This is a genomic window from Mesorhizobium sp. Mes31, from assembly GCF_024519675.1.
In the GTDB taxonomy this organism is placed as follows: Bacteria; Pseudomonadota; Alphaproteobacteria; order Rhizobiales; family Rhizobiaceae; genus Mesorhizobium.
In genome coordinates this window covers 84,461-101,980 of sequence record NZ_JALJRL010000010.1, presented here as the reverse complement: position 1 = coordinate 101,980, position 17,520 = coordinate 84,461, and the positions used below count along the sequence as shown (strand labels likewise).

The following is a 17,520-nucleotide window of genomic DNA, read 5'->3' as shown; positions in this document are numbered from 1 at the left end:
AGCGTCCAAGGCAATCCCGGCACATGCCGCGCGGTTTCCCATGGCGCATGGATAGATGTGTCACGCATCATTTGTTGAATGCACCGCATTTTAATATATGCTGCAACCGGCAGAGACAATATCTCAAAGTTGACAATGAGGGATGCAACCCGTGATAACTGCTCCACAGTTGCGTGCCGCGAGGGCGCTCCTTGGCGTTGACCAGCGCAGGCTGGCCGAATTGTCCGGCCTTTCGGTGCCGACCATTCAGCGCATGGAAGCCAGCGAGTCGATTATCCGGGGCAACGTCGATTCCCTGATGAAGTTGATCGGGGCCCTTGACCTTGCCGGCGTCGAGCTGATCGCCGAGGGCGCCTCCAGCCAGACCGGTGGACGTGGCGTGCGGCTCAAGGCGGATTTCGACCCCGCCAAGGTTCTGGGCGGGGAGGATGCGGGCACCAAACTCGCTGCGAGGAGCGTGGCGTGATTTCGGACGCCGCGGTCTTTCTGTGGGGCGTTGCTTCGCTCCTGGGGACAGCGGTGCTTGCGATTGCGGTGAGCCGCACGCCGGGCTCGGGAACACGCCTCGTCTACGGCTTGACGCTCGGTATTTCGGCCGCCGCGCTCCTGGTTCTCGCCGGCCGCATCCTCGAAGACCCCGTCACGCCGTCGACTGCCGTATTGCCGGTCGGGCTGCCCTGGATCGGGGCTCATTTCCGCCTGGATGCGCTCTCGACCTTCTTCCTCGTCGTCATCAATTTCGGCGGCGCCATGGCCAGCCTCTACGGTCTCGGCTATGGCAGCCACGAGCCCTCGCCGCACCGGGTGCTGCCGTTCTTCCCCGCCTTCCTCGCCGGAATGAATCTGGTCGTGCTCGCGGATGACGCCTTCACCTTCCTGCTCTCCTGGGAATTCATGTCGCTCTCTTCCTGGGCGCTGGTCATCGTCCACCATCGCGAACGGGAAAACGCGCGGGCCGGTTACATTTATCTGGTGATGGCGAGCTTCGGCACGCTCGCGCTGCTGCTTGCGTTCGGCTTGTTGTCCGGGCCGGGCGGAAATTACACGTTCGAAGCGATGCGTGCCGCGGGGGCCACTCCGCTCGTCGCCACTTTCGTCCTGGCTCTCATGTTGCTGGGCGCCGGCTCCAAGGCTGGTCTCGTTCCGCTGCACGTTTGGCTTCCACTCGCTCACCCGGCCGCGCCAAGCCACGTTTCGGCTCTCATGAGCGGCGTCATGACCAAGGTCGCCGTGTATGGCTTCATCCGCGTTATCTTCGACCTGCTCGGTGAGCCGACGTGGTGGTCGAGCGTCATCGTCCTTTTCTTCGGAGGCCTCACCGCTGTCTTGGGGATCCTTTACGCGTTGATGGAAAAGGACCTCAAGCGGCTGCTTGCCTATAGCACCATCGAGAACATCGGCGTCATCTTCGTAAGCCTCGGTCTCGCGCTCGCCTTCAAGGCGAACGCCATGCCATCGGCCGCGGCGCTGGCGCTTACCGCCGCGCTGTTCCACGCTCTCAACCATTCATTCTTCAAAAGCCTGCTTTTTTTCGGCGCGGGCGCCGTGCTCACGGCAACCGGCGAGCGGGACATGGAGAAGCTGGGCGGTCTTATCCACCGGATGCCGCTGACCAGCTTCGTCTTTCTCGTTGGCTGCGTGGCGATCTCCTCGCTTCCGCCGTTCAACGGCTTCGTCTCCGAATGGCTGGCTTTCCAGGCTGTCCTGCAGAGCCCGGATCTGCCGCAATGGGGCCTGAAGGTGATGGTGCCCGCCGTCGGCGGCCTGCTGGCGCTGTCGGCGGCGCTGGCCGCGGCCTGCTTCGTGAAGGCCTTTGGAATTACGTTCCTGGGCCGACCACGGACCTCGGCGGTGGAACACGCGCACGAAGCCGACCGCTACTCGTTGGCGGCAATGTTCATCCTTGCCGCGCTCTGTCTGCTTGCCGGCATTCTGCCAGGCTTTGTCATAGATGGCCTTTCACCCGTGACGCTTTCGCTCATCGGCAGCCGCATGCCGGTGCAGATGGCCCAGCCTTGGCTTTCGATCGTGCCGATCGCCGAGAGTCGCAGTTCCTACAACGGCCTGCTGGTGTTTGTATTCATCGCCATTTCCGCATCCGCCGCGGTCTATGTCATCCATCGCTTCGCGTCGCACGCACTGCGTCGCGGTCCCGCCTGGGGTTGCGGCTTCGCGGATGTCGTCCCGGGCTCGCAATACACGGGCGTCAGCTTCGCACAGCCTATCCGCCGGGTCTTCGGCACATTCGTGTTCCGCGCGACTGAAAGGGTCGAAATGCCGGCACCCGGCGATACCGGTCCGGCTCGTTTCAATCTGGAAATCCATGATGTGATCTGGGAGGCGCTGTATCTGCCCATCGGCAAGGCCCTCGACTTTGCGACCGACCACCTGAACCATCTGCAGTTCCTGACGATCAGGCGCTACCTGACCCTTGTCTTTCTCTTCCTCATCGTCTTGCTCCTGGTGCTCGCACTATGGCCCTGATCCTCGAGCTGACGGTCCAGGGCGCGCAGATGATGCTGGTGCTTTTGCTGGCACCGCTCCTGACTGGCTTCATCCGCAAGGTGAAGGCAAGACTGTTGCGCCGCCAGGGCCCTCCTCTCGTCCAGCCCTATCGCGATCTCTTGCGGCTCATGCGCAAGGAGGTCGTTCTGGCCGACAATGCATCCTGGCTGTTTCGCGTCATACCGTATCTGATCTTCGCCGCCACATGGGTCGCCGCCGCGCTCGTCCCGACATTCGCCACCGGCCTCAAGTTCAGTTGGACCGCCGATCTCATAGCGATCGTCGCGCTGCTTGGAAGCGCACGCTTCTTCCTGGCGCTGGCGGCGATGGACGTCGGCACGAGCTTTGGCGGCATCGGCGCCAGCCGCGAGGTGATGATTGCCTCTCTGGCCGAGCCCGCCATGCTCCTGATCGTGTTCAGCCTGGCACTCGTTGCCGGAGCGACGCAACTGTCCACGGTGGCGGCTTTCATGGGTTCGCCGCAGGTTGGCCTGCGGGTATCGCTCGGAATGTCGCTGATCGCTCTCGTCATGGTGGCGATCGCGGAAAATGCCCGCGTGCCGGTGGATAACCCGGCGACGCATCTGGAGCTGACCATGATCCACGAGGCGATGGTCCTGGAATATTCCGGTCGCCATCTGGCGATGATCGATTTCGCGGCCTTCCTGAAGCTTCTGCTCTACGTCTCGCTGATTTCCTGTGTTTTCGTTCCCTGGGGGCTCGTGACCGCCGGGGCCGGGCCCTGGTCTTATGTTCTGGGCGTCGTTTTCTACATCTGCAAACTTGCCGCGAGCGGCGTTCTCCTCGCTTTGTTCGAGACTGCCATCGCCAAGATGCGTGTCTTCCGCGTCCCGGATTTCCTCGGAGCAGCGCTCATGCTGGCCCTGCTCGGCACGCTGCTGCTGTTCGTCTCACGGAGCCTCTGATGAACGGCCTCACCTTCGACATCGCTCATTTGCTCGCCGGCGGCTTGGTGCTGGTCAGTTTCATGATGCTGTACCAGGATCGCCTCTTTGCGCTGATCAACGTTTTTGCGGTTCATGCCATCGTGCTCGCCCTGTCGGTGGCCTGGCAGGCCTATATCCAGGACGCGCATCATCTCTACGTCACGGCGGCGATTGCCCTCATTTTCAAGGCGATTGTCATTCCCGTCGGGCTTCATCGCATCATTCAGCGGCTCGGCATCCATCGCGATATCGAGACCGCCGTCGGGATCGGTCCGACCATGCTCGCGGGAATTGGTCTGGTGACCCTGTCCATGGTCCTGATGCTGCGGGTGACTTCCGGCGCCGACCCCCTCGCCCGCGAGGACCTGGCCTTCGCGCTGTCCATCATACTGCTGGGGCTCCTGGTGATGGTCACCCGGCGCAATGCCGTCAGCCAGGTGGTGGGATTCATGTCGCTCGAGAACGGCCTGGTCCTTGCCGCCACCGGGGCCAAGGGCATGCCGCTGGTCGTCGAGATCAGTGTCGCCTTCTCGATCCTCATCGCTTTCATCGTCATCGGAGTGTTCCTGTTCCGCATCCGCGAGAGGTTCGACTCGGTGGATGTCGGCGCGCTCGACGACTACAGGGGAGAACATCGTTGACCGCGTTTTCCCTCGATGCGGTGGCCGCCATTTTGCTGATACCAGTCGTCGCGGCCGCGCTTCTGGCGGCGCTGCCGAATTACCGGCTGGCGGCGGGCCTCAATGTCGCGGCGAGCTTGCTGACCTTGCTCGCCGCACTGTCGCTTTTCGTCACCGAACGGCCACAGCCCGGTCAATACCTGCTCGTCGACGATCTCAACATCGTCTTCATCGTGCTCAATGCATTTGTCGGCTTCACGACCAGCGTCTTCAGCGCCTCCTACATCGCGCACGAACTGGATACCGGACGGCTGACCGCGTCGAACCTGCGGTTCTACCATGCGATGTACCAGATCATGATGTTCGGCATGAACCTGGCGTTCGTGTCGAACAATATCGGCTTGATGTGGGTGGCGGTGGAGCTTGCCACGCTGACCACCGTGCTCATGGTTGGCATCTATCGCACGCATGAAGCGCTGGAAGCCGCCTGGAAATATTTCATCCTGGGCAGCGTCGGCATCGCGCTGGCCCTGTTCGGCACCATCCTCGTCTACATGGCCGCGCAACCAGTTGTTGGCGAGGGCACGAATGCCATGGTGTGGACAGTGCTCATCGCACACGCGGCGCATTTCGACCCGGCTTTGCTGAATGTCGCCTTCGTCTTCCTGCTGCTCGGCTACGGCACGAAGGTTGGCCTTGCGCCCTTGCATGCCTGGCTGCCCGACGCGCACGCGGAGGGCCCGACGCCGATTTCCGCGGTGCTGTCGGGCTTGCTGTTGAACGTCGCGCTCTATGCCGTGCTGCGTTTCAAGATGTTGCTCGCGGCAAGCCCAGAAGCGATCGCGACGGGGCCATTGATGATCACGATGGGGCTGACGTCACTCGTTTTCGCGGCCTTCATGCTCTACCGCCGCCGCGACATCAAACGTCTGTTCGCGTATTCCTCCATCGAGCACATGGGCATCATCGTGTTCGCTTTCGGCATGGGTGGCCCGCTCGCCAACTTTGCCGGCCTGCTGCACATGGTGATGCACAGCCTGACCAAGTCGGCGATCTTCTTCACGGTCGGACACATTGCTCAGGTCAAGGGAACACAGAACATAACCGAGATCAGGGGGCTGACGGAGACGCATCCGGCGCTTGGCTGGGCGCTCGTCATCGGCGTCGTCGCCATTGCCGGCCTCCCTCCATCCGGCATCTTCATGAGCGAATTCCTGGTTGTGAGTTCGACATTTGCAAGGCACCCCTTTCTGGCGGTACCGCTGGTATTCGGGATTCTGCTCGCTTTCGGCGCCCTGCTGCTTCGGCTGACCGGCGTCGCTTTCGGCGAACCGCGCGGCAGCACCGCGCCCGCCGAGGCGTCCTACATTCCGATGTATTCCCACCTGGCGCTGGTGTTTGCCGCCGGCATCTATCTGCCGCCACCACTGGTCACATGGTTCCAGCATGTCGCCAACCTTCTGGGATGAAGGAAGGGAGAAAGAAGCATGCCCGCTCTGATCGACCTCATCCTTGCTGGCCAACGTGTCGACAACCATTTTCCGTGGCCGCGCGCCGTGGTGGCTCCCAAGATATGGAGCTTTGCCGTTGACCAGCTGGTCGAGGGCCACTGGGGCCTGCTCGGTCTCTGGGGTGAGCCGGGCGTCGTCCACATGGCGCTCCTCGATGAAAACGCCAGTGAGATCGGCGTTGTCAGCCTGGTATGTCCGGACGGCCGCTACCCATCGGTCGGCCGGCTGCATCCGCCCGCATTGCGCCTCGAACGTGCGGCCGCCGATTTGTTCGGTCTCTTGCCGCAGGGCGCGCCCGATACACGACGGTGGCTCGATCATGGCCAGTGGGGGCTCAGCTATCCGCTGGGAACCCAGCAGACATCGTCTCCGACGGCGTCCCCCTATCATTTCCTGCCTGCCGAGGGGGAAGGCCTGCACCAGATTCCGGTCGGACCTGTGCATGCCGGCATCATCGAGCCGGGGCATTTTCGATTTACGGCGAGCGGCGAAACGGTTGTCCGGCTGGAAGAGCGCCTCGGATACACGCACAAGGGCATAGAAGGTTTGATGGCTGGATCCGATATCGATCGTGCCGCCAGGCTGGCAGCCAGAACCTCAGGCGACAGCACCGTGGCGTACTCCCTCGCATTCGCCCGCGCGGTCGAAGCGGCGCTCGGTGTCGAGATCCCTCCGCGCGCGCGCTGGCTGCGAGCGCTCATGGCCGAGATGGAACGCCTGGCCAATCATCTGGGCGACATCGGCGCCATCTGCAACGACGCCTCCTTCTCGCTCATGCATGCCCACTGCGGGGTGCTCCGTGAGCGCGTATTGCGGGCAAGCGATGCCGCTTTCGGCCATCGTCTGATGCGCGACTGCATCGTGCCTGGAGGGGTGGCAAGCTTCCTGAGCGACGAGGGCGCGACAGCGGTTCGGTACCTGCTCGCCGAGATCAGGCAGCGGTTCCCCAAGCTGATCGACCTCTACGACAATACGGCGTCGCTGCAGGACCGGACGGTCGCAACCGGCCGGCTCAAGGCAGAGCTCGCCCGACAGTATCGCGCCGGAGGCTTTGTCGGCCGAGCCTCTGGCCGGGACTTCGATGCACGGCGCGGTCTGGCCTATCCGCCCTATGACGAACTCGCCTTTGACGTCCCTCTCCTCCAGGAAGGCGACGTGAACGCGCGCGTCTGGATCCGCATCCACGAGGTAAAGCAGAGCCTGTCGCTGATCGAACAGATCCTGGGAAAACTGCCCGGTGGCCCGATCCGTGTCGATCTCGCGCCGACAGACGGACCGCATGAAGGCATGGCGCTCGTTGAAGGTTTTCGCGGCGACATCCTGGCCTGGCTGCGCATTGGCAGGGGTGGCCTTGTCGAGCGCTGTCACCTGCGTGACCCGTCATGGTTTCAGTGGCCGCTTCTTGAAGCCGCCATCGAGGGCAACATCGTCGCCGACTTTCCGCTCTGCAACAAATCATTCAACTGCTCTTATTCCGGGCACGATCTTTGAAGGCATGCTGTCATGCGCAAGCTCCTCTTCGAAAGCCTGATACGCCCCGCCCTCACCGAGCGACCACCGTTGGCACGCGACTCGGCGGTCGAGGAATTGGCGCGTGCCCTCGACGGGTCCGCTCGCAAAAGGCTGGGCAGAAGCCTGGCCATCCGGGCTGTCGACGCCGGTTCCTGCAATGGCTGCGAACTCGAGATGCATGCGCTCAACAACGCATTCTATGACATCGAGCGTTTCGGAATCCGTTTTGTCGCCTCGCCGCGTCATGCCGATATCTTGCTCGTCACAGGACCGGTGACCAAGAACATGAGCGAAGCGTTGAAGCGAACATACGATGCGACTCCCAACCCCAAGTGGGTGGTTGCACTCGGGGATTGCGCCAGGAACGGCGGCTGTTTCGCTGGCAGCTATGCCGTGGTCGGGGGAGTGTCGGAGGTGCTGCCGGTCGATCTGCACATTCCAGGCTGTCCGCCGCCACCAATCGAAATCCTGAAAGGCTTGCTCGCCTTGCTCGAGGATTCAAGGACTGCTGTCCCCAGGGGTTGAATGTCGATGTGGAGGCTTTTCCAAGCCGGGCTTGTCGCTGCCTCGGAATAGCTTCTGCGAGCGCCCGATTGTCGATTTCACGGCCCGCCGTGCATCGCTGCGGCATTGGTGCTTCGCCCTCGCTCCGCGGGCTCGTCCCGGCGCTCGGCGGTTGACAGGATCGCCACCAATTGAACCCGCACCGCCTGCGCAATCCTCCGCGCCGGCGCAAAGCCGCCGCGGAGCGGACCATTCCCTGTGGGCGACTCCTGAAGGAATGGCAGCGAATTCGTCGTCGCGTGCCGGCTGGCACGCCATCTGATCGAAAGCCGAGCGACACGCTGATGGTGCCGGCGTCGCCGCTGACATCGAGCGGCTTACCGCGACATTGATGTTGTTGTTGCCAATGACGGGATCAGGCCCGCGCCTGCCAGAAACGTGCGAACCGCAGTGCGAACCTGCTGCGCCTGTCCCACCAAAAGATGTCCACCAGTGTCGTAGACGACCAGCATGGCACCGGGGATCTTGCCCGCCGAGAACTCAGCCGCCGGCAGCGTGTTGAACAGGTCGTCACGCGCGGAGATGATCATTGTCGGCGCGGTAATTTCGCCCAACGGCATTTCATGGAGTTCGGGGACGCTGTCGATATTGATGCCGGGGAAGCGCAGCGACAAGGGCTCAACGCTCCGGACGAAGCTCATGACGCGATCCCGCTCGGCCTGAGGCGCAGCCGCTACCAGCGCCGGTCGAACGCCGAGGAAGCGAATGAGTATCGACGGCGCGACTTTCTCGGCGGCCCACCATGCGAAATCGCCGCCAGCATTGACGGCCCAGAATGCGAACCTGTTGCCGCGACCCACTTCGATCGAGATCGGCTTGGTGGGCGAATAGAGGGCTGGGACGATCAGAACAAGAGCGGCGACCTTGTCCGGGTGCCGGAGTGCCAACTCAGCCGCGGAACGCGCGCCTGCCGAAATGCCGACGACCACCGCTTTGGGGACGCCGAGTTTGGAAAGCAACGCCGCGTGCGCATCGGCCTGCGCGGCTGGAGAGGAGTCCGGCGGAACGGGCGTGCGCAGATAGCCGAAGCGTGATGGCGCGATGACCCGAAAACCCTCACCCACGAGATCGGCTGCATTGGCAAGGCCTTGGTCAAAACCGCCGCCGGCACCATGGATCGACAGAAGCGGAATGCCAGCACCGCTGTTGGCGTATTCGATCGGGCCCATGTCGAGGTTGGCGATCAGACTGCCTCGGCTGGCGGTGTCGCGCATGCGACCAAGCTCGTTCTCGTAAAGCAGGAAGGCCACACTGGCCGCGGCCACCATGACGATGAACATGGCCAGCAGGAAACCTCTGGTTCGGCTCATTGCAAAACTCCACCAAATGACCCGCCATTCTGCCGCCAAGCGCCCTAGATCAAGGCAAGCCGCGCAGGTGCCGCCCAGTCATTTGCAGGAACCGATCCCCCGTTCAGTGCGAGACGAACACCGGCAGCGAGAATTGCTCGAGCAGGGATTTGGTCATTCCGCCGAACAAGGCCTCACGGATTCGCGAATGGCTATAAGCGCCGGCCACGATCAGGTCGGCGTCCTCCAAAGCGCGCGAAGCAAACAGCGCCTCGATTGCCGACAAGTCGCCGGTGTCCGTCCAGCGGTCGGTCCCGGCCTTGACGCCATGGGCAAGCAGATGGTCGCGCAGCAAGTCGAGATCCGTATCCTTCAAGTCGGCCGGCGGATCGAAGGCGAACACCGTTACCTTCCGCGCCCGGACCAAAAGGGGCATCGCATCGTGGACGGCACGGGCGGCTTGTCCGCTCGGTGACCAGGCAATCACGACCTCTTCTCCAACGGGTCCCGGCCGCCAGTCCCGCGGCAGCAGGATCATCGGCACGCCTGCCGACGTCAACAAATCCCCCGGCACCTCGGGCGCGATCCTGTCGGAAACCTCACGATAGGGCTGCGTGGCGATCACCAGATCCGCATAGGGCGTATAGTAACGCTTCCATTCCGCAGAGTTGCGGTCCGCGACCTTGAAGCGAACGTCGACGCCGAAGCGATTGGCACTGGCGAACAATGTCTCTTCGAGCGATTTCGCGCGTTCGGACCACTCGCCTGCGAAAGCAGCTGGGGAGTCGATGTCGACGCCAGTCAGCCTCGCGCCGTGTGCCTTTGCCAGCGAAAGGGCGAAATCCACCCGCGCTGCGTTTTCGACGGAACCGTCGAGGAACACCAAGATATCCTTGTAGCTCATGTGACGCTCCTTCCCCGTTTGCCGGCTTTTCGAGCCAGTTCTTATTTAAGCGCAATGGACGCCGCCACGCTTTGCGGCGGATCAAACCGCCCGAGCGGCACCGATTTCGAGCCAGTCTGTTCTATGAACGGCCGGAGCGTTCTTCCCGGACCTAGGAGCCGGCGGAACCGAGAGCCCATGGACCAGACGGTCCATGAGCACCACGCACGGCCGCCAACACGCAAGCCGCCGTTTGGCGGCCCTGTCGTCGAACCGGTCCCCAAATCCTTGATAAACTTCGTCGTCGAGGTCGAGATAGCGGGCGACCGGCCCGAACCTCGGCAAGTCCTCGCTTTATGACAGGTTGATTGCGACGTTGCGCAGCAGCGCAACGGATTTTCGCATGCCTTCCATCGGGGAGAGCATCATGTCCTCGTGCTCGATCGACAGGACATCGTCGTAGCCAACCTGCTTGAGCGCGGTGCAGAACTGCCGCCACCAGGTCTCACCGTGGCCGTAGCCGAGCGTGATGTAGTTCCAGGCGCGTTCGGCATAGAGGTTCGGCGGGCGCGCATCGAGCGTGCCGTCGATGGCCGCGGGAATTGGTTCGATCCGGGTGTCCTTGGCGTGGACATAGTAGATCGCCGAGCCGAGCTTGCGGATGGCGGCAATCGGGTCCGCCCCCATCCACAGGGGATGACTGGGGTCATAATTGGCGCCGACCGTTTCGCCGACGGCGTCACGAAGCTTGAACAGCGTCTGGACGTTGTAGACGGCCTGGTGGCCGTGCAGTTCCAGGCACAGTTTGTGGATGCCGAGCTTGTTTGAAAACGCGACGAGGTCGCGCCAGTACGGGATGATCCGCTCTTCCCACTGGTAGCGCTGGATCTCCAGGCATTCCGGCGGCCAATCGGTGATGATCCAGTTCGGATTGGCGTCACCCGGTCCGCCCGGCAGGCCCGACATCATGACCACGCGATCGATCTCCATCAGGCTGGCCAGCCTTATGGTGTCCTGTGTAACGCTGTGGTGGATCTTGCCCTGCGGCCCGGGATGCAGCGGATTGCCCGAGCAATTGAGCGCCGCGATCGTCATCCCGTGATCCCTGACCTTGGCGACGAATTCCTTGCGCGTGGCCGCGCTCGCCAGCATCGCCTGCAGATCGATATGCGGTGCCGACGACCAGTTGCCGCACGCGAACTCCAGCGTCTCGAGTCCAAGCTCGGCGGAGGCGCGCAACATCTCGTCGAAGGCGAGGTTGCCGAGGCTGTCCGTAATCATGCCGATCTTCATCTGGAAACTCCTCGTTCAATCGCGCTAGAACCGGACGGCCTCGAACCTGCCGGACTTGGCGGAGGCAAGCGCTGCCTCGCACAGGATCATCGCCTTGCGGCCGTCGCTTGCCGTGACATCGGGCCGTTGGCCTGTTTCGACACAGGTGATGAAATGATCGATCTCGGCGGCGTAGGACTCGGCATAGCGCTCGACGAAGAAGTAGTAGGGCTTGTCGCGCGATACCGCCTTTGCACCTGAAACTTCGACCGATGTCGGCACCCTGTTGCCGGCTCGCAGCATCCCATCCGCGCCATGCACCTCGATGCGCTGGTCGTAGCCGTAGGCGGCCCTGACGCTATTGTTGATGTGGCATTGCCGGCCGGACGCCGTGCGCAGCACGAACATCGCCGTATCGTAGTCCCCCAGCTTGGCATATTGCGGCGCGACGAGGGACGACCCGGTCGCGAAGAGTTCCACCGGCTCTTCGCCCAACAGGTTTCGTGCCATGTCGAAGTCGTGAATGGTCATCTCCCGGAAGACGCCCCCTCCTCCGGCGAGCGCTTCCTCGGTTTCCGGTTCCGGATCGCGGCTGGTGATGATGACCTGCTCAACGGCGCCGATCTCGCCTTGCCCAAGGCGCGCCTTGAGCGCCCGAAAACTCGGGTCGAACCGACGGTTGAATCCGATCTGAAAGGGCACGCCTGCCTTCTCGACAGCCGCCAGGCATTGGTCCGTGCGCCTGAGATCAAGATCGATCGGCTTTTCGCAGAAGATCGCCTTGCCCTTGGCGGCCGCGGCCATGGCCAGGTCCGCGTGGGTTCTCGTCGCCGAAGCGATGAACACCATGCGGATCGACGGGTCATTCATCACGGTCTGGGTGTCGGCGATCTCGGCTCCGGTAAGGGCCGAGACCTTCGCGGCGGCCTCGGTGTTCGGATCGACGATGTAGCGCAGGCGCACGCGGGGATGGCGCGCCAGATTGCCTGCATGCACCTGGCCGATGAGGCCCGCTCCAAATAGACAGACATCGATCATGCGTTTGATTTCCCTGAAAGGCCGCGTGGTGTCGGGCGGCCTTGTGCGTGGCCGAGGCGGCGACTTGATTGAGGTGGGTGGCTGCCCCGCCGGATCGTCATTTCACGGCTCCCATGGTCAGCCCGCGAACCAGATGGCGCTGCACCAGGAGCGCGAAGAAGACGATCGGCAACGCGCCGATGACGCCGGCCGCCGACATCGAGGCCCAGTCGGTGTCGATGCGGCCGATCAGCGTGGCGGTGCCGCGCGGCATCGTCATCGCCCGGGGCGTGGCCGTCAGCGCCAGCGCGAACAGGAATTCGTTGAAGGTGACCAGCACGGCAAAGATGGCGGTCGCCGCGAGGCCGGGGGCTGCCAGCGGCAGGGTGATGCGCCGGAACGCACCGAAGCGGGAATCGCCGTCGACCATGGCGGCTTCCTCGAGATCCACGGGGATTTCGCGAAAGAAGCTCTCCATCATCCAGACGCAGAAGGTGATGTTGAACGCGGTGTAGGTGGCGATCAGGCCCAGCCAGCTGTCGAGCAGGCCGAGCTTGAGCATCAGCAGGTAGACCGGGATCAGGATGACGACCGGCGGCACGATGCGCAGCGTCAGCAGGAACAACCCGACCTTGCGCTCCATCGCGAAAGGCAGGCGAAAGCGGGCGATCGCATAGGCGCCCATCGCGCCGGCGACCAGGGCGATCGCCACGGAGAAGAACGTCACCACCAGCGAGTTGGTCAGATAGGCGCCGAACTGCTTCTCCGTGAACAGCCTGATGTAATTGTCCAGTGTCGGGACATGCGGATAGAGCGTGCCTTCCTGGGTGATCTCGCGATTGGACTTCAGTGATGTCGAGACGAGCCAGTAGATGGGCAACAGCACGATGGCCAGCACCACGCTCATCACCCCGATGCGGGCCAGACGACTGTTCATGATGCGTCGACCCTGCGCAAAAGCCGCACGGCGCTGAAGGCTAGCGCAAGCACGACCAGTCCGATGGTGACGAAAAGTGCTGCCGCATAGCCGGTCTGCTGGAACTTGAAGGCGGTGTCGTAGCCATAGATCGAGACCAGCCGCGTCGCCTCGCCCGGTCCGCCCCTTGTGAGCACGAACACCTGGTCGAACGTGCCGAAGGCGTCGATCGTGCGCAGCACGATGGCGATCGCCAGCACCGGCCGCATCATCGGAAAGGTCAGGTCGGCAAACACCCGCCAGTTGCCGGCGCCATCGACGCGGGCGGCCTCGAAGGGTTCGTGCGGCAGCGACTGCAGGCCGGCCAGCAGGATCAGGAACATCAGCGGCGTCCATTCCCAGACATCGAGAACGACGAGGCCGATGAAGGCCTTGACGGGGCTGCCGAGGATCTGCACCTGGCCGCCGCCCATCCACTCGGAGATCGCCGTCAGCATGCCGGCGTCGCTGGCATAGATCAGCCTGAAGACAATGGCGACCACGACCGGCGTTATCACCATCGGGATGATCAGGATGGTCCTGAGCAAGCGGATGCCGCGAAATTCCCGCAGGCAGAACAGCGCCAGGGCAAAGCCCAGGATTGCCTCGAAGGTGACCGACAGGGCGACGAATTCGACCGTCACCCAGAGCGAGTTCAGAAACTGCGGATCGCTCCACAGCTTGATGTAGTTCTGCATGCCGACATCGGCGACGACCGAGCCGTAGCGATAGACCTTGGTGCTGGCGCGCAGGCCGTCCCAGAGCGGATAGACAAGCACGCCAAGCACGATCAGCAGGCCCGGCGCCAGCATGAGATAAGGGAGGGCGAGGTCGAGCCCCGCCCCCTGCAGACGGTATTTGCGGCTCTGCGTCCCGCCGTTTGCCATCAGTAATAGCCGACCGAAGACAGGTAGTCCTTGACCTGCTTGGCGGCATTGTCCAACGCGGCGCCGCCGCCCGAGCCGGCCTGCAGCGCCTTGTTGAGCTCGATGCCGAGCAGTTCCTCGACCTTGGCCCAGTCGGGTGTGCGCGGCCGCGGCAGCGCGCCGGCGTCGAGTTGCTGCAAGGCGACCGGGATCAGCCGGTTGCCGGGCTTGGCGATGCCGAAGGCGCTGCGCTTGACCGGGATGGAGCCTGCTTCCGACAGCTTGGCCTGGATGTCGGCGCTGACATACCACTTCAGGAATTCGACCGAATTGGCCTTGTTGGGCGCCGATTTCGGAATCCCGGCGATGAAGATGCCCATCTGGGCGATCGCCGATGTCTGCTTCGGCACGACGCCGAAATCGAGCTTGCCCGCCACCTTGGTCTGCGCCGGATCGTCGGCCTTCAGCGCGTTGCCGGAATACTGGATGATCGCGCCGGCCTCGCCGCCCAGGATCGCCGCACCTTCCTGATCCGAGTCGAACTCGACGACGCCGCTCGGCGCGTTCTGCTTCATGGTGCCGACGAAGAATTCGGCGGAGGCCTTGCCTTCGGCGGAATTGAAGACCGGGTTCCATTTGTCGTCGAAGAAGGAGCCGCCAAACGACAGGAAGACCGGATACCAGCTGGTCACGATCGGATTTCCGGAAACACCGCGGAACACGACCGGATATTTGATCTTGCCCGCCGCCACGCCTTCCTTGCCCTTGGCGATGACCTCGTCCCAGGTCTTCGGTGCGCCACTCGTGTAGACATCGTTGCGGTAGGTCAGGGTCTGCAGATCGCCGACGAACGGCACGCAGATCAGCGTCGGCGTGGCGGTTTCGAAGCCTTTCACGCGTGCGCCCTTCTGCGGCGGCCAGTAGCCCATGTCGATCATCGAGCCGATCCAGTCCTTGTCGCTGCCGTCGATGCCGGCCGCGCCGAGATCCTCGAGCACATTGGCGGCGCCGAACTGCGGCACCCATGGATCGTCGAGAAGATAGAGGTCGTACTGGCCGGCGCTGTTCTTGGCGTCGGCGAACCACTTCTCCAGCGTCACGCCGTATTCATCCTCGAGGAATTCGATGTCGAAGCCGGCATCCTTGGCGAGCGGGATGATCTTCTGCTTGAACGGCGTCAGGCCGCCATCGGCGAAAGCGCCGATGATCACCTTCTTGCCGGCCGCCCTGGCCGGGACAGGCAGGCCGAGTGCGGTAAGGGCGGTCGTGGCAAGCGCCAGGCCAAGTCCTCCCTTGAGTACGGAGCGGCGAGTAAGTCTGCTTCTGCTGGACTGCGTCATTTCACTCTCCATCACTGTTGACCCTGTGGACGGCCGTCAGGCCGGCCGAATTGAAGAAGCATGCGTTCGACACATCGAAAGTGACCGCGATGTTGGCGCCGACCGCGCCCCTGAAGTCGCGGCCCGCGCGGACCGAAACATTGCCGCCGCCAAGGCGCACGTTGACCAGCGTCTCGTTGCCCATCGGTTCGACGACATAGATCTCGCCGGGCAGTGCGTTGGGCGCGCCCGGCACTGACACGCTCATGTCTTCCGGCCGCAGGCCGATCTCGACCACTTGCGCCGCACGGCACGCCGCCAGCCGGGCGGCGGGAATTGCAATCGGCGTTCCACCGATCGCGATGCCTTGTTCGGCCAGTGTGACCGGAAGGATGTTCATCGGTGGATTGCCGACGAAGGTGGCGACGAACCGGTTGGCCGGACGGTCGTAGATGTCGGCCGGCGGCGCCATCTGCTGCAGCTCGCCGCCGTGCATCACCGCGACGAAGTCGGCCATGGTCAAGGCCTCGACCTGGTCATGGGTGACATAGAGGGTGGTAGCGCCGAGCCGCTGGCAAAGCCGCTTGATCTCGCCGCGCATGGTCAGGCGCAACCTTGCATCCAGGTTCGACAGCGGCTCGTCCATGAGGAAGGCAGCCGGATCGCGAACGATGGCGCGCGCAAGCGCCACGCGCTGCCTCTGGCCACCCGAAAGCTGGCGCGGCCGCCGATCGAGCAGGTGGCCGATCTCGAGAACCGCGGCGACCTCGTCGATCTTGGCGCGACGCTCGGCATCCGGCATGCCGCGAATCCACAGGGGATAGCCGATGTTCTCGCCGACCGTCATCTGCGGATAGAGCGCGTAACTCTGGAAGACCATGGCGATGTCGCGGTCGCGCGGCTGCAGCCGGGTGACGTCGCGCTCGCCGATGAAGAGCTTGCCGGCGCTTGGCATGTCGAGGCCAGCCAGGATACGCAGCGCCGTCGTCTTGCCGCAGCCCGAAGGACCGAGCAGGGCCAGGAACATGTGATCGGGAACGGCAAGGTCAAGCGACCGCAAGACGTTCAGCGCCCCGTAGTTCTTGACCACACCTTGGTACAGGACAGAACTCATTGCCGCTCCCCAGCGCCCCCGAAGGGTATCAGTTCTTCCGTTCCTTGACCTCGAAACCAGCTTTGCGGGCCAGGTCGCGCAGATTGCGGTAGCCCATCGTCGCATAGGTGAGCGGGTGGGCCTTGGCCGGATCCTGTTCGGCCTCGACCACCAGCCAGCCGGCATAGCCATTGTCGGCCAGCACCCGCAAAAGCGTCAAATAGTCGATGGACCCATCTCCGGGCACGGTGAAGATGCCTTCCATCACCGCCCCCATGAAGCTCATGTCCAGCGCGCGAGCGCGCTTCAGCACATCCGGCCGCACATCCTTGCAGTGCACGTGGACGACGCGGCCGACATGCCGCCGCAGCAGCGCCTCGGGATCGCCGCCGGAAAACAGGCAATGGCCGGTGTCATAGAGGAGGCCGACGGCTTCGCCCGAACCGGCCATCAACCTGCCGATCTCGTCATCCGTCTCGACGATGGTTCCCATGTGATGGTGAAAGGCCATGCCGACGCCGAAATCCGCGAACCGTTCGGCCAGTCGCGTGATCTTGTTGCCGTAGGATTTCCACTCGCCGTCGGCAAGTCTGGGACGCTGCGAGATCGGATCGTGAATGGCGCCATGGCGGCCGCGCGACGTATCGGCGTAGACGACGTGTTTGGCGCCGAGGTCGCGCAGAAGCGTCAGATGCGGCAGGATGGCGTCGAATTCCTCCTCGACCTCCTTTTCGCAGATCCGGCCATCATACCAGCCGGAGACCAGTTCGAGGCCATGGGTCGCGAGAACCGCGGCCAGATCCTTGCTGGCGCGCGGGAACTTGCCGCCGAGCTCGGTGCCGGCATAGCCGGCCTGCGCCGTTTCGGAAAGGCAGACCTCGAGCGGTGTATCGCCGCCGAGCTCCGGCACGTCGTCATTGGTCCACGTGATCGGATTTATGCCTATCCGGACTGCCATCATCGCTCCTCACCGGACCAGACCATCGGTCGCGACGCTTCATCCCGACCATTCCCGTCGGTGAAGGCGTTTCGCTTGCGGTCTGTTCTGGCCCGTCGTTCCCTTTTTCTTTTCATCTAAGCGCCGATCTGTCTCCATCGCGAGAGCCAGTTTGCATGGAAGTGAAGGTGCCAGTTTCAATCGGCGCGGCGCTCGTCTAAGCTCTGCTT

Annotated in this window: 16 protein-coding genes; 7 read left to right on the top strand and 9 right to left on the bottom strand. The window is 63.3% G+C overall.

Annotated features, from left to right (window positions below; all coding sequences use genetic code 11):
* The first annotated feature begins 151 nt into the window (after positions 1-151).
* The 7 genes from NR193_RS18310 to NR193_RS18280 are packed head-to-tail and all read left to right on the top strand — an operon-like array spanning position 152 to position 7,620.
* Positions 152-466, top strand: a complete 315-nt coding sequence (locus tag NR193_RS18310) for a helix-turn-helix transcriptional regulator (protein ID WP_256752186.1) — start codon at positions 152-154, stop codon at positions 464-466.
* The gene (gene hyfB, locus NR193_RS18305; RefSeq protein ID WP_375162711.1) at positions 463-2,484 is read left to right on the top strand and encodes a hydrogenase 4 subunit B; all 2,022 of its coding nucleotides are present in this window, start codon (positions 463-465) and stop codon (positions 2,482-2,484) included. Before NR193_RS18310 ends, hyfB begins: the two co-directional genes overlap by 4 nt.
* A complete protein-coding gene (locus NR193_RS18300) occupies positions 2,475-3,431 on the top strand; it encodes a respiratory chain complex I subunit 1 family protein (protein WP_256752185.1) in 957 nt (318 codons plus the stop codon). Before hyfB ends, NR193_RS18300 begins: the two co-directional genes overlap by 10 nt.
* Positions 3,431-4,093 (top strand): hydrogenase-4 component E, encoded by a 663-nt coding sequence (locus NR193_RS18295; protein WP_091581941.1) that lies wholly within the window; start codon positions 3,431-3,433, stop codon positions 4,091-4,093. The genes NR193_RS18300 and NR193_RS18295 overlap by 1 nt, the downstream gene beginning before the upstream one ends.
* Positions 4,090-5,541, top strand: coding sequence for a hydrogenase 4 subunit F (locus NR193_RS18290; RefSeq protein ID WP_256752184.1), 1,452 nt, complete (start codon positions 4,090-4,092; stop codon positions 5,539-5,541). The genes NR193_RS18295 and NR193_RS18290 overlap by 4 nt, the downstream gene beginning before the upstream one ends.
* 18 nt (positions 5,542-5,559) lie before the next feature.
* Positions 5,560-7,074, top strand: a complete 1,515-nt coding sequence (locus tag NR193_RS18285) for a nickel-dependent hydrogenase large subunit (protein WP_256752183.1) — start codon at positions 5,560-5,562, stop codon at positions 7,072-7,074.
* A gap of 12 nt (positions 7,075-7,086) precedes the next feature.
* Entirely contained in the window at positions 7,087-7,620 is a 534-nt protein-coding gene (locus NR193_RS18280) for an NADH-quinone oxidoreductase subunit B family protein (RefSeq protein WP_256752182.1), read from the top strand.
* A gap of 356 nt (positions 7,621-7,976) precedes the next feature.
* On the opposite strand, the gene NR193_RS18275 is transcribed toward NR193_RS18280, so the two are convergent.
* From NR193_RS18275 to iolE, 9 genes are all read right to left on the bottom strand, one after another.
* Positions 7,977-8,939: an alpha/beta fold hydrolase gene (locus NR193_RS18275; RefSeq protein ID WP_306280227.1), complete on the bottom strand. Its 963-nt coding sequence runs from the start codon at positions 8,937-8,939 to the stop codon at positions 7,977-7,979.
* Positions 8,940-9,072: 133 nt separating this feature from the next.
* On the bottom strand, positions 9,073-9,852 hold the full coding sequence (locus tag NR193_RS18270; RefSeq protein ID WP_256752181.1) for a universal stress protein: 780 nt from the start codon (positions 9,850-9,852) through the stop codon (positions 9,073-9,075).
* 333 nt (positions 9,853-10,185) lie between these two features.
* Positions 10,186-11,124 carry a sugar phosphate isomerase/epimerase gene (locus NR193_RS18265; RefSeq protein ID WP_256752180.1) on the bottom strand — a complete coding sequence of 313 codons (939 nt, stop codon included), beginning with the start codon at positions 11,122-11,124 and terminating at the stop codon, positions 10,186-10,188.
* Between the two features lie 24 nt (positions 11,125-11,148).
* Positions 11,149-12,141, bottom strand: coding sequence for an inositol 2-dehydrogenase (gene iolG / locus NR193_RS18260; protein WP_256752179.1), 993 nt, complete (start codon positions 12,139-12,141; stop codon positions 11,149-11,151).
* 97 nt (positions 12,142-12,238) lie between these two features.
* Positions 12,239-13,057 (bottom strand): carbohydrate ABC transporter permease, encoded by an 819-nt coding sequence (locus tag NR193_RS18255; protein WP_256752178.1) that lies wholly within the window; start codon positions 13,055-13,057, stop codon positions 12,239-12,241.
* A complete protein-coding gene (locus NR193_RS18250; protein ID WP_256752177.1) occupies positions 13,054-13,962 on the bottom strand; it encodes a carbohydrate ABC transporter permease in 909 nt (302 codons plus the stop codon). The genes NR193_RS18255 and NR193_RS18250 overlap by 4 nt, the downstream gene beginning before the upstream one ends.
* Entirely contained in the window at positions 13,962-15,281 is a 1,320-nt protein-coding gene (locus tag NR193_RS18245; RefSeq protein WP_256752176.1) for an extracellular solute-binding protein, read from the bottom strand. The genes NR193_RS18250 and NR193_RS18245 overlap by 1 nt, the downstream gene beginning before the upstream one ends.
* 1 nt (position 15,282) lies before the next feature.
* On the bottom strand, positions 15,283-16,374 hold the full coding sequence (locus NR193_RS18240; RefSeq protein ID WP_256752175.1) for an ABC transporter ATP-binding protein: 1,092 nt from the start codon (positions 16,372-16,374) through the stop codon (positions 15,283-15,285).
* 28 nt (positions 16,375-16,402) lie between these two features.
* Complete coding sequence (iolE, locus tag NR193_RS18235) at positions 16,403-17,311, bottom strand: myo-inosose-2 dehydratase (protein WP_256752174.1); 909 nt, start codon at positions 17,309-17,311, stop codon at positions 16,403-16,405.
* Positions 17,312-17,520: the final 209 nt, after the last annotated feature.